At 62.7% G+C, this 12,110-nt stretch carries 16 protein-coding genes and 1 tRNA gene; 2 read left to right on the forward strand and 15 right to left on the reverse strand.

Going from position 1 to position 12,110, the window contains the following annotated elements:
- Positions 1-24 precede the first annotated feature (24 nt).
- The 9 genes from yacG to EN862_RS30410 form a co-directional block, all read right to left on the reverse strand.
- The gene (gene yacG, locus EN862_RS30370; RefSeq protein WP_127867427.1) at positions 25-240 is read right to left on the reverse strand and encodes a DNA gyrase inhibitor YacG; all 216 of its coding nucleotides are present in this window, start codon (positions 238-240) and stop codon (positions 25-27) included.
- Positions 237-863: a Maf-like protein gene (locus EN862_RS30375; protein ID WP_127867426.1), complete on the reverse strand. Its 627-nt coding sequence runs from the start codon at positions 861-863 to the stop codon at positions 237-239. Before EN862_RS30375 ends, yacG begins: the two co-directional genes overlap by 4 nt.
- Positions 864-882: 19 nt before the next feature.
- Positions 883-1,101 carry a translation initiation factor IF-1 gene (gene infA / locus EN862_RS30380; protein ID WP_006200926.1) on the reverse strand — a complete coding sequence of 73 codons (219 nt, stop codon included), beginning with the start codon at positions 1,099-1,101 and terminating at the stop codon, positions 883-885.
- An 87-nt stretch (positions 1,102-1,188) separates the two neighbouring features.
- Positions 1,189-1,638 (reverse strand): low molecular weight phosphatase family protein, encoded by a 450-nt coding sequence (locus EN862_RS30385; RefSeq protein WP_281035867.1) that lies wholly within the window; start codon positions 1,636-1,638, stop codon positions 1,189-1,191.
- A 157-nt stretch (positions 1,639-1,795) separates the two neighbouring features.
- Entirely contained in the window at positions 1,796-2,281 is a 486-nt protein-coding gene (locus tag EN862_RS30390; RefSeq protein ID WP_127867424.1) for a UPF0262 family protein, read from the reverse strand.
- Between the two features lie 2 nt (positions 2,282-2,283).
- Positions 2,284-3,576 (reverse strand): histidinol dehydrogenase, encoded by a 1,293-nt coding sequence (hisD, locus tag EN862_RS30395; protein ID WP_127867423.1) that lies wholly within the window; start codon positions 3,574-3,576, stop codon positions 2,284-2,286.
- A gap of 2 nt (positions 3,577-3,578) precedes the next feature.
- Positions 3,579-4,013, reverse strand: coding sequence for a DUF2948 family protein (locus tag EN862_RS30400; RefSeq protein ID WP_127867422.1), 435 nt, complete (start codon positions 4,011-4,013; stop codon positions 3,579-3,581).
- A gap of 196 nt (positions 4,014-4,209) precedes the next feature.
- Positions 4,210-5,502, reverse strand: a complete 1,293-nt coding sequence (gene murA / locus EN862_RS30405; RefSeq protein ID WP_127867421.1) for a UDP-N-acetylglucosamine 1-carboxyvinyltransferase — start codon at positions 5,500-5,502, stop codon at positions 4,210-4,212.
- 139 nt (positions 5,503-5,641) lie between these two features.
- Positions 5,642-5,842 (reverse strand): hypothetical protein, encoded by a 201-nt coding sequence (locus EN862_RS30410; protein ID WP_127867420.1) that lies wholly within the window; start codon positions 5,840-5,842, stop codon positions 5,642-5,644.
- Between the two features lie 330 nt (positions 5,843-6,172).
- Here EN862_RS30410 and EN862_RS30415 point away from each other — a divergent pair.
- Positions 6,173-6,247: transfer RNA gene (locus EN862_RS30415), tRNA-Thr, on the forward strand.
- Positions 6,248-6,304: 57 nt separating this feature from the next.
- On the opposite strand, the gene EN862_RS30420 is transcribed toward EN862_RS30415, so the two are convergent.
- The 6 genes from EN862_RS30420 to EN862_RS30445 form a co-directional block, all read right to left on the reverse strand.
- On the reverse strand, positions 6,305-7,012 hold the full coding sequence (locus EN862_RS30420) for an NAD(P)H-dependent oxidoreductase (protein ID WP_127867419.1): 708 nt from the start codon (positions 7,010-7,012) through the stop codon (positions 6,305-6,307).
- A gap of 26 nt (positions 7,013-7,038) precedes the next feature.
- On the reverse strand, positions 7,039-7,515 hold the full coding sequence (locus tag EN862_RS30425; RefSeq protein ID WP_127867418.1) for a DoxX family protein: 477 nt from the start codon (positions 7,513-7,515) through the stop codon (positions 7,039-7,041).
- A gap of 11 nt (positions 7,516-7,526) precedes the next feature.
- A complete protein-coding gene (locus tag EN862_RS30430) occupies positions 7,527-8,312 on the reverse strand; it encodes a DNA-binding domain-containing protein (RefSeq protein WP_127867417.1) in 786 nt (261 codons plus the stop codon).
- A complete protein-coding gene (locus tag EN862_RS30435) occupies positions 8,299-9,333 on the reverse strand; it encodes a DUF692 domain-containing protein (RefSeq protein ID WP_127867416.1) in 1,035 nt (344 codons plus the stop codon). The genes EN862_RS30430 and EN862_RS30435 overlap by 14 nt, the downstream gene beginning before the upstream one ends.
- Positions 9,334-9,376: 43 nt before the next feature.
- The gene (locus EN862_RS30440; protein ID WP_127867415.1) at positions 9,377-9,646 is read right to left on the reverse strand and encodes a DUF2282 domain-containing protein; all 270 of its coding nucleotides are present in this window, start codon (positions 9,644-9,646) and stop codon (positions 9,377-9,379) included.
- Between the two features lie 232 nt (positions 9,647-9,878).
- Complete coding sequence (locus tag EN862_RS30445; protein WP_127867414.1) at positions 9,879-10,736, reverse strand: hypothetical protein; 858 nt, start codon at positions 10,734-10,736, stop codon at positions 9,879-9,881.
- A gap of 302 nt (positions 10,737-11,038) precedes the next feature.
- On the opposite strand from EN862_RS30445, the gene EN862_RS30450 reads away from it, so the two are divergent.
- A complete protein-coding gene (locus tag EN862_RS30450) occupies positions 11,039-11,953 on the forward strand; it encodes a LysR family transcriptional regulator (protein ID WP_127867413.1) in 915 nt (304 codons plus the stop codon).
- Positions 11,954-12,110: the final 157 nt, after the last annotated feature.

A 12,110-nucleotide genomic window follows, 5' to 3' on the forward strand; every position in this document is an offset into this window, starting at 1 on the left:
GGAGCGGCGGCTTGCGGCCAGCACTCAGCCCTCGTCCTTGGGTCCCGGCTTCGGGCTGTCCTCATCTTCCTCTTCGCCGTCACGGCCGGGAATGACATAGGCGCCCTTCAGCCAGCGATTGAGGTCGATGTCCTTGCAGCGCGCGGAGCAGAACGGATAGTGCTCGCGCGAGGAAGGTTTTCCGCATTCGGGGCAGGGCCGCTTCGGCCGAAGCGGTGTCACCTTGTCGTCCATGCTCATGAGCGTGCGGCGTGCCAGTTCTGGTGCGCCTTGAACCCTTCGCCCGAAAGCAGCGCGACACTTTCATAAAGCGGAAGGCCGACCACATTGGTGTAAGAGCCGACCAGCTTGACGACGAAGGAGCCGGCCAGGCCTTGCACGGCATAGCCGCCGGCCTTGCCGCGCCATTCGCCGGAGGCGACATAGGCGTCGATCTCCTCGCGCGGCAGCCGCTTGAAGCGCACCCTGGTTTCCACCAGTCGCTGGCGCAGCTTGCCGCCCGGCGTGATCAGGCAGACGCCGGAATAGACGCGGTGCGAACGGCCGGAGAGCAGGCCGAGGCAATTGATGGCGTCGTCGATCGTCTCGGCCTTGGGCAGGATGCGCCGCCCCACCGCCACCACCGTGTCGGCGGCGAGGATGAAGGCGGGCGCGTAATCTTCCTCGCTTTTCAGCGAGACCAGCGCCTTCTCGGCCTTGTCCTTGGACAGGCGCTTGGCCAGCGAACGCGGATGCTCGGCGCGCTGCGGCGTCTCGTCGACATCGGCGGGCAGCACCCGGTCCGGCTCGATGCCGGCCTGTTGCAAGAGTTCGATGCGGCGCGGCGAACCCGAGGCAAGCACGAGCTTCTGCAGGATGCTCATCGCGCTTGACGCCGATTTGCTACTTGAAACGGTAGGTGATGCGGCCCTTGGTCAGGTCGTAAGGCGTCATCTCGACCAGGACCTTGTCACCGGTCAGCACGCGAATGCGGTTCTTGCGCATGCGGCCGGCCGTGTGGGCGATGATTTCATGTTCGTTTTCGAGCTTCACGCGGAACATCGCATTGGGCAGCAGTTCGGTGACCACACCTGGAAACTCGAGGACTTCTTCCTTCGGCATTCGATACCTTTGCTTGGATGGGCGTTCCAGGACTCGGCTGGAAATTGCGGCGGAACCTATATGATAATCGTCCGCTTGTGAACACGCTTAATCCGTCGCGTTTTTAACCTCTGAAAGCAGGAAACGTCGGCTTATGCGCGCCTTCAGCCGCTCGCGCACATCGCGATAGGCCGCCATGATGTGCTCGCGGGTGCCGCCGGTGTCGGTCGGGTCGGGCATCGGCCAGTATTCGACCTCGACGGCGAGCGAGCGGGTGAGCTCGAGCGCGGCGTGGTGCGCCTCCGGCGCCAGCGTCACGATCAGGTCGAAATAATCATCCTCCAGATCCTCCAGCGTCCGGGGCTGGCGCTCGCCAAGCGAGAAGCCTTCCTCGGCCAGCACCGCGTCGACGAACGGGTCGCGCTCGCCGGCGCGCACGCCGGCCGAAGCGACGAAGGTGGTGGCGGGCAGCAAGCGGCGCGCCAGTTGCTCCGCGATCGGCGAGCGTACGGCGTTCATGCCGCACAAAAACAGGATCGAGTGGGGCAGGGCGGGCACTAGAGCATGATCCCAAAAAGTGGGACCCGGTTTTTGGAAAAGATCATGCTCCAACAAAAGAGCATGATCCCAAAAAGTGGGAACCGGTTTTTGGGAAAGATCATGCCCCTACGAAGAGCTGGATCAGGACGGTGTTTCAACGAAACATCATCCCGATCTAGCCGCGCCAGTGCAGCACGCAGACCAGCGTGAACAGCCGGCGCGCCGTGTCGAAATCGATCTCGATCTTGCCGGAGAGCCGGTCCATCAAGGTCTGCGAGCCCTCATTGTGCAGGCCTCGCCGGCCCATGTCGATCGCCTCGATATGACTGGGCGTCGAGGAGCGGATGGCCTCGTAATAGCTTTCGCAGATCAGATAATAGTCCTTGACGATGCGCCTGAGCGGCGTCAGCGACAGGATGTGGGTGACCACGTCAGCGCCGTTCTCGCGGCTGACGGCAAAGACCAGGCGCGACTCAGCCAGCGACAGCTTCAGCTTGTAGGGACCGGCGCCGTCGTCGTTGACCGGCTTGAAACTGTTTTCCTCGATGAGGTCGAAGATCGCCACCGCCCGCTCGTGCTCGACGTCGGGTGTCGAACGTCCGATCGTTTCGTCGAGCTCGACGTCGATCAGCCTGTCGCGGGTTTGGTCATGGCCCGACATCGCTACATGTTCAGCCTGATCGCGACGGAGCGGGCATGCGCCTCGAGCCCCTCCGCCTTGGCAAGCGCGATCGCGGCGGGCGCCAGCGCCTTGAGCTGTTCGGGCCCGAGCTTCAGGATCGAGCTGCGCTTGACGAAATCGAGCACGGACAGACCCGAGGAGAAACGCGCCGAGCGTGCTGTCGGCAACACGTGGTTGGAGCCGCCGACATAGTCGCCGATGACCTCAGGCGTATGCCGCCCGATAAACACGGCGCCCGCGTTGCGCATCCTGGAAAGAAAGCCCTCGGCATCGTCGAAAGCAAGCTCGACATGTTCTGCCGCGATCCTGTCGACCAGCGGCAGCGAGGCCTCCAGCGTCGGCACCAGAATCACCGCGCCGAAATCGCGCCAGCTGGCCGCCGCCGTCTCGGCGCGCGGCAGGACTTTCAGCTGGCGTTCGACCGCCTGCTCGACCGACTTGCCGAATTCGGCATTGTCGGTGATCAGGATCGACTGCGCCGAGACATCATGCTCGGCCTGCGCCAGAAGGTCGGCCGCGATCCAGTCCGGATCGTTGTCGGCGTCGGCCACCACCAGCACTTCCGATGGTCCGGCGATCATGTCGATGCCGACCGTGCCGAACACCTGGCGCTTCGCCGCCGCGACATAGGCATTGCCCGGCCCGACGATCTTGGCAACGGGCCTGATCGTCTCGGTGCCATAGGCAAGTGCCGCAACGGCCTGCGCGCCGCCGACGCGGTAGATCTCCGAGACGCCGGCAAGGTCGGCCGCCACCAGCACCAGCGGATTGATGACGCCGCCCGACGCCGGTACGACGATGACGATGCGCTCGACGCCGGCGACCTTGGCCGGCACGGCATTCATCAACACCGAGCTCGGATAGCTCGCCGTGCCGCCGGGCACATAAAGGCCGACGGCCTCGATCGCCGTCCAGCGCGAGCCGAGTTCTACGCCGGCGGCATCCGTGTAGCGGTCGTCCTTCGGCTTCTGCCGCTCGTGATGCGAACGGATACGGTCGCGCGCGAATTTGAGCGCCTCGACGGTCGCCGGGTCGGCCGCTTCGTAGGCCTTGGCGATGTCGCTTTTCGAGACGGCGATGCCGAGCGCGCCGAGATCGGCTCTGTCGAACTTCAGCGTGTAGTCGATCAGCGCCTTGTCGCCTTCAGCGCGCACGCGGGCGATGATGTCCCGCACCACGGCTTCGACATCGGCCGACACTTCCCGCTTGGTGGTGAGGAAGGCCGAAAAACGCTGTTCGAAATCGGTATCGGACTGGCGGAGCGTGATGGCCATCGTCAGCCTCTGTGCACAGGTCGCGAGGCGGCTTCCCAGGAGCCGCCGACATCGGCAAGCCTCGCCTCGATGCATTCGACGTCGAGCATGATGGTGCCGCCGCCCGAAAACACCAATTCGACGATGCCGGCCGGCTTGCTGATGGCAATGAAGCTGATCGCCAGCAGCGACAGCACTTCGGCGGGCTTGTCGCGTTGAATGCCGCTGGTCTTGACGCCGAGCACGCGGTCGAAATGCAGAACGCTCTGCCGCCGTTCATTGTGCTGGCGGAAGAGGCCCGATTTCGCTTCCCAGACGAAGCGGTTCATGGTCAGCACGAAACGCTTGGCCGCCGGCAGGTACTCCAGGTCGGAGACCTTCATCACGGCGTCCTGGACATGCGCCGAGACGATGCTCAGATCCTGGTCGTCGAACGCGATGAGCTTGAGGGCTGCCATGCGGGATGCGCACCTGAACGTTGACAATTCAGCGTTCTGTTAGAGCATGATCCCGAAAAGTGGAAACCGGTTTTCGGTAAGGATCATGCTCACACAAAAAGCGAGAGCGTGGTTGAACTCGGCTAGGTCGAGTTCAACCACGCTCTAGTGGGTCTTTCCGCTCGGCGCAACCGCCCGGAAAGAATGCCGCGGAACGTCAGCCCGAAATGCGCTCGATCACCGCGCCGCAGCCGGAGAGCTTCTCCTCCAGCCGCTCGAAGCCCCGGTCGAGGTGGTAGACGCGGTTGACCGTGGTCTCGCCTTCGGCGGCAAGGCCGGCGATCACCAGCGACACCGAGGCGCGCAGATCGGTCGCCATGACGGGAGCGCCCTTCAGCCTGGCAACGCCGTCGACGATCGCCGTCTGGCCGGAAAGCGTGATGTGGGCGCCGAGGCGCGCGAGTTCCTGCACATGCATGAAACGGTTCTCGAAGATCGTCTCGGTGATGCGCGACTTGCCCTTGGCCATCGTCATCAGGCCCATGAACTGCGCCTGCAGGTCGGTCGGGAACGCGGGGAAGGGGGCGGTGGTCACGTCGACCGGCGCAATGCCGGCGCCGTTGCGCTTGACGCGGATACCCTCGTTGGTGGGCGTGATCTCGGCGCCGGTTTCGACGAGAACATCGAGCGCCGTCTGCAACAGGTCGGGCCGCGCGCCTTCCAGCATCACATCGCCGCCGGTCATCGCCACCGCCATGGCATAGGTGCCGGTCTCGATGCGGTCGGGGATGACGCGGACACGGGCGCCGGACAGCGCCTCGACGCCCTGGATGGTGATGGTGGGGGTGCCGGCGCCGTGAATCTTGGCGCCCATGGCGATCAGGCATTCGGCGAGATTGACGATTTCCGGCTCGCAGGCGGCGTTTTCGAGCACTGTCTCGCCCTTGGCGAGCGAGGCCGCCATCATCAGCACGTGGGTGGCGCCGACCGACACTTTCGGGAACACGTAGCGATTGCCGTGGAGACGGCCGTTCCTGGTCTTGGCCACGACATAGCCATTGTCGACGTCGAGCTCGGCGTCCAGCGCCTGCAGACCTTCGAGGAACAGATCGACCGGGCGCGTGCCGATGGCGCAGCCGCCGGGCAGCGACACCTTGGCCTCGCCCATGCGGGCAAGCAGCGGGCCGATCACCCAGAAGGAGGCGCGCATCTTCGACACCAGCTCGTAAGGCGCGGTGGTGTCGACGATGTTGCGGGCGGAAAAATTGATGGTGCGCGAATAGCCTTTCTGCTGGCTCTCGCGCCGGCCGTTGACGGAATAGTCGACGCCGTGATTGCCGAGGATGCGGATCAGCTGCTCGACATCGGCCAGATGCGGCACGTTTTCGAGTGTCAGCGTGTCGTCGGTGAGCAGCGAGGCGATCATCAGCGGCAGTGCCGCGTTCTTGGCGCCCGAGATCGGAATGGTGCCGGTAAGCTCATTGCCGCCGACAATTCTGATGCGATCCATAAGAAAACGTCCCCTCGGCCAGAATAGGCCGCTTCAATCGGTTGAGTGTGCCCGGCTTAGACCATTGGCCGGCTTGGTTCAAGAAATAGGATTTTCCTAAAACCGGACCGACTATGGCCGGGCAGTATGGCTGATTTGGTCAGTCCTTGTGCATTTTTCCAGCAGCCGGCAAGCCTTCAGACCGCCGATCGGCATCGCGGGCGCGCTGCTTGTCAGCGTCGCCGGCGCGCCGGGAACGCGTCTGCGCCTTGCGTTTCTGCAGATTGGCGCGCAACGCCTCGGCCAGCCGTTCTTTGCGCTCGGCTTCGTCCTTTTTCGGTGGATTTGTCTTCTCGCCCATCGTCCAATCCCCGACCGGTGGTCAGCCGGCTGCGATTCCGCAATAGGTAGCATTTTGGCCCAGGGATGTCATGAAAGCAGGCGGCCGGGCGGGTTTAAAGCTTGTCTCCCGAAAGTGGGAACCGGTTTTGGGATAAAGACATGCGTAAAATCAAAAACCTAAAGCGCATGGAGCGCACCTGAAAGATCGCGACGCGCGTTAGGGCTGTGGATCAGCCGCGCATCCCGCTTCGAGCCGCCATAATTGTTGGCAAGAATCGCATGCGACGCTTTGGGTTTTTCTTGGCCTTGCGCTTGCCGGTTCGATATGGCAGAAGCGCCGCCATCGCAGGCTGCGGTAGCTCAGTGGTAGAGCACTCCCTTGGTAAGGGAGAGGTCGAGAGTTCAATCCTCTCTCGCAGCACCAGCACTTCCCTTTGAACGCGCTGACGCTTTTGGCAGGCGAAGGCCGGCGCTCATTTGTTCAAGCCGACTTCAGAACATGGGTGTCGTCGAAGTCCGCCAGCTTCGGATATGCGATCGTAGGAGCGTGTGCGAGCCCGAGGACGCGTTCACGGTAACGATCGAGGAAAATCCGGCGTTCACCGTCGCTGATGCGCGCCGGCGCGTGCACGAGGAAAGGCTCGATAACCGTGAAGCCGACGAAGTAGAGCATCCCATGGTTGATCGGGAACAGGATCTCAGAGATCGGGCCGTTCAGCCCTCGATCGGAATAGATCGGCGGCGGCCCGCCGATCGTGACGGAGCACATCGCGCGCTTTCCTGAGAACACGCCGCGATCATACCATTTGCCGCCGCCATAGATTCGGCCACCCGATGCGAAGACCCGGTCAACCCAGCCCTTGAGGATCGCCGGCAGCCCGAACCACCAGAGCGGAAACTGCAGGATCAAGGCGTCGCACCAGAAGAGCTTGTCCATCTCCGCCTGGATGTCGGGAGCAAATCCGTCCTGGGCCGCAGCATTCGCCTCCTCAGCCTGCTGGCGATAGTAGTTCGGGTCGCCCACGGTCGTGAAGTTGCGACGATCCGACACCGGATTGAAGCCCATCGCATAAAGGTCGGAGATAACGACCTCGTGCCCAGCCGCAGCCAGCGCTTGCTCGGCCGCTCGGGTCAGGGCGCCGTTGAAACTGTCTGGCTCAGGGTGAGCGTGAACGATGAAGATGCGCACCGTGCGTTTCCACTTGGCCGAAATGCCTATCTCCTGGGTGCCGAAAGGATTCGCTCGGCGATCTGGTCGAGCGAGAAAGCACCTGCGCCGCGTGTCAGCACCAGAAGCAGCAACGAGGCCCACAGCAGATGCTCGGCCCAGTTTTCCGGATAGACGAAGAACTGGATGACGGAGACGACACCGAGCAGCATCAGCGCGGCCAGCCGCGAAAACAGCCCGAAGAAGACCAGCACCGAGCCCGTCAGCTCCGCGGTCGTCGCAAGCGGCGCCGCGATCGAAGGGTCGATGAACGGCAGATTGTATTCGTTGGCGAACAACTGCAGCGTCACTGGCCAGGACGCCAGCTTGCTCTGGGCCGATTGCCAGAAGACATGTGCCACCGCCACGCGCGCGGCGAGTTGGACCAGCGAAAAAGGAATGTGTTCGGGCAGCTTGATGATACGCTTGTAGAGGCCGACAAAGCCGGCCGGGTTGGACGAGGATTGCTCCGATATTGCGGTCATGACCGTCTCCGTCAGTTTGAGGGGGAATTCGCGGCGACCCGCACGTCGGTGACGAGCCTATCGCGGAACAGACGCACAAGGGCCGAAACCAGGTCGAAGGCCGGGTCGAGCGCCAAGGCGCGGCCAGTGGCATGCTCGAGGCCGAAACCATGCTTCAGTGAATGCCAGAAGGCGAAGCTCGCGCGGTCGAGCAGAAAAAGCCGCACGTAGTTGCCCGATCGCCACAACGCCACGCGTTCGGGGCGCCTTGTCCAGGTGATGTTTTCGTCGACCGTCGTCTCCTGTTGATGCGCCATCCATACCGACAGGATCGACCAGTGCGAGACGATCAACCGCAGCGAGGGCTGGAGCTGGATATCCGGCGACAGTCCAAGATCGGTGTGGTCATATTCTGCCAGGCTGCGAGGCGGCAGCGACGCCGTGTCGAGCGCCTCCGCTATGGCCCATTCGAGACGCGCCGTCTCGGCGACGATCGGCATGTCGGACAGCGTGTCAATCGTTTTCAGGAAGCGTGGAAAGCCGGCGCCGTAACGTGCCAGCCGCGACTCCACTGGCGGATGCCGCCGAATGAATTCGCTCGCCGCAAAGCGGAAGAAGCGTTCGTCGACGAGGCGGACGGTCACGGGAAACACCGCCATCAGCGCTGCGGTGAGGGAACTGCGCGTGTTGTTCTGGTAAATACGCAGGCGCGCCAATGGATCTGCCTTGCCGGCGGTCAGCATATTTGCGGCTACCACCGGCTCCATGGCCAGCACCGACCGCGCCATGGTGGTCTGCAAGTGTTCAAGCGGCAGCATGGTATTCCTCCTCGATTGAGACAAGCGCCGCGGACATGCACGGCCTGGCGCACCTGGCAGCGGCAAACGCCGCAAGGACGGGCATGCCGGTCGTCGTTTCGCTTTGGACAGAAAGATGGATCGGCGTCGCTCGCGTTTTGGTCGTTTGCTCGCGCCGTATGGCTTGCTTGCGATTGAACATGATCGAAGCGGTCAGCATGTCGGCCCACATCGCTTCGCCAAGCAGCACGTCGAGGATGGGAACGTCGGTGTCCCACTCGATCAAGGTCGGGCGCGGCCCGAGCCGGTCTATGGCATGCTGATAGAGCGCCCAGACGACGGGTGGCACGCGCGAGCCATGGTCGTCGATCAGCACAGTGTCGGCGCCGACGTGGTTGGTCGCATGGCCGGCAAGGTGGATCTCGCCGATCGCCTCCGCCGGCAGCGCATCGATGAAGGCCTTGGCGTCGTATTGCAGATTGTGCGCGGAAACATGGACGTTGTTGACGTCGAGCAGCAGGCCGCAGCCGGTCCGAACCACGAGCTCGGCGAGGAACTCGGCCTCGGTCATCGAGGAGTCCGCAAAGGCGACGTAAGCAGACAGATTCTCGATCAGCACCTGCCGCTTCAGCGTTTCCTGGACGGTCTCGACGTTGCGCGCGACGATCGCCAGCGCTTCTTCGTCGTAGCGCAGGGGTAAGAGATCGTTGAGATAGGCGCCGTCGGCGACGCTCCAGGCCAGATGCTCGGAAACGAGATCGGGCTGGAAGCGCTCACAGACCTTGCGTAGTCGCTCCAGATGATCGCGATCCAGGCCTCGCGCGCTGCCGAGCGACAAGCCGACGCCATGCACCGAAAGGGGATAGATCCCACGCAGTTTTTCCAGCGCCTCGACGCCGGCGCCGTCACCCATGTAGTTCTCGGCGTGGACCTCGAGCCAGCCTGCGGAAGGGCGCCGCGTCAGCATCTCCGCGATGTGAGGCGAGCGAAGACCGATGCCCGCCGATGCGGGGATTGCAAGAGGTGAAAACATGCTGGACATCGGTCTCCTCCATTCTGGTCTGGTTGGCTCGAGGTGGAAGTTGCTAGGCTTTCGGCTTGTCGCTGCCGCCGGTGATCTTGGCGCAGCTGCCGGCGGGCACGTAGAGCCAGGAATCCGGCTGGTTGTCGGCGGTCGCGGTGCCGGCGCAGGAATGCGTCGCGGTCTGGCAGTCGTTCTGGCCGGCCTTGACGACGCCGTAGCACTTCTCGAAGGCGAAGCCGGGCTTGGCGGCGGGGCCGCTGTAGGCCGCCGTCGCGGCAAGCGTGGTGGCAGCCGCGAGGGCCGATCCGATAAGGGTCTTGGTGTTGATCACAGGCTTGTCTCCTGGTTGGCGTTTCGAGGGAAAGACCGGCCTTAGGCCCGTCTGCAGATCAGTCTCTCCGATCGTGGCGCCGAGCTGAAATGCTGTCTCGGCATGGAATTGATACGCGGCCACTATGTTCAGGAGCTCGGCGCGAAAAAGCCCTCCGGCGGGGACACCGAAGGGCTTGGCACCTGCGTTCGGGAGTATGCGATGCAGGCGCGGCTAGGCGGGAGGGAGACGCCTAGATGTATTGGGTTCGACAGCCGATGGCCGGGCGTTCGTCGGTGCTGAAAAGATCAGTCGCAAGCCAGCCTTCGGCACATTGTCGACCTCTGTCACGCATGTCGGTCAGTTCGCCCCAGTCGATCCAGGGTCTGACGAAGAGTGCAGCCCCTGCTCGGTATTGACTGTCGAAGATGGTGTGAACCGGCGCGCATTTGGTCGCGCAATGGGTGGAGGAAAAGCTGCGATCCGGACATAGCGTCGTGAACAGCGAAGCCCTGCCTGCGATGATCAGGCGGTGACTCGTTTTCGGTGATCGAGCAGGCGGGAATTGCGAGATGTCGCCGTCCCCCCAATAGCTATCGCCGTCGATTTCCACAGGCGGGGAGAGGAACGGGACGGTGGCTGCCGCCACGATCGCGTTGATCGACAGCTGCTCACCGGAAAATATCTTCACAGCATCGGTGCGGGCATTGACCGCCAGGACGCCCAGTTTCACCGGGCAGTCTTCGTTACTGATCTGCTTGAGGTCGATAGACTGTTCCAGCATCGATCGCAGCAGGCTCGTTCTGTCGATGGCGAAGATGGAGGCATGGCTGACGCGCCGCCAGAAGTTGGCAAGTGCCGTACGCGCGCCGCGCCTGCCGCCGATGCTTAAGCCGTAGACAAAGACCGCTGCCTGCATTGCTGCAAAGCCCGATGCGGTAACGCCGCTCACGCTGCAGTTAGCCTCGTCCAGCAGCCGATCGAGCACACCCCAGACGAAGGCGCCATGCGCGTCATTCGCCAGGATGATGTCGATCGTCCGGCCTTCGACACCAAGATGCCCCACGGGCGCGGCGGCTTCGGCTGTTCCGACTACGGACTGGGCAAGCATGGTTTGGTCTCCATCCCCAAGGTCGCCAGCTAGGGCGATTGGAGAGAGACTGCCGCATCTTATTGTGCAGCCGAAATGCCAAGGTGGCATGAAGTCCATAGGCAGATTGCATTGGCTGCCGGTCGTCGCGCGCCGCACTTTTTATCCGACTAGGCAGCTGCTTTGGCACAGCTGATACCCCTCAGCGTTGTCGCATTACGAAACGCTATCGACTTTATAGCCCCCGCGCATTGGCGTGATCCGGTCCACTGCGGCAGTCTTCGAGCATGCAAATGCATCTATGCAGCTGAGGGACGATACGCATGGACATCCATCACATCCGCTACTTCCTGGCCGTTTGCGAGACTCGGAATTTCACGCGCGCCGGCGAGAAGTGCAATGTCACCCAGCCGGCGCTGTCGCGCGCGATCCAGCAGCTCGAGGATGAGGTCGGCGGCCTGTTGTTTCGCCGCGAGCGGAATCTGACCCATCTCACGGATCTCGGTGCCTTGTTGCGCCCGCGGTTCCAGCAAATTCTCGATGAGGTGAGCGGCGTGCGTCAGGAAGCGTCGAAATTCCTCTGCCTCGAGAATGCAAATCTCAAGGTTGGAGTGATGTGCACAATCGGTCCGCGGCGATTTACCGGTCTATTGACGGATTTCAACAGGCGCCAGCAGGGCATCCAACTGCAGCTTGTCGAGGGCGTTCCGGCCTCCCTTTCGCAACTGCTGGAAGCCGGCGAGATCGATGTCGCCATCATGGCGTCCAGCAACAGTTTCCCGGAGCGGTTCGATGTGACGCCGCTCTATCGCGAACGGTTCGTGCTTGCCTTTCCCAACGGCCATCGGCTGGCCCGCAACGACAATGTCGCCATCTCGGAACTCGACGGCGAGAACTATCTCAGACGGCTGAACTGCGAGTATCGCGATTACCTCGCCGGCCTCTGCAGCGAACGCGGCGTGAAGCTCAGGATCTCCTACGCCAGCGAACGCGAAGACTGGATTCAAAACATGGTCTCAGGCGGGCTGGGAATCTGCTTCATCCCGGAATTCAGCGCCGTCATCCCGGGATTACAGATCAGGCCGGTCGTCGATCCCGAAGTTTGGCGCGAAGTCTCGCTCGTAGTGGTAGCGGGGCGCCGCTTCTCGCCGGCAACATCGACCTTCGTGAACAGCGTCAAGGCGCATAGCTGGCCGGAAAGCGGCATCGACCTGTCGGCCAGAAAGACGGCTGCATAGCATTTCGAAATGAAGTCTAACGCCGCGATTGAATGTCGTGGCTGCATAGTCGCGCTGGCGCTGTCATCCACCATAGTTTTCAGGTATCGAATTAAGAGCCAGTCAGCATTTCTCTTTTTTCGAGGCTGCCGTCACTCTCCTCTCATGCCCCGCTTCC

This window comes from Mesorhizobium sp. M2E.F.Ca.ET.219.01.1.1, from assembly GCF_004016445.2.
Taxonomy (GTDB): Bacteria; Pseudomonadota; Alphaproteobacteria; order Rhizobiales; family Rhizobiaceae; genus Mesorhizobium.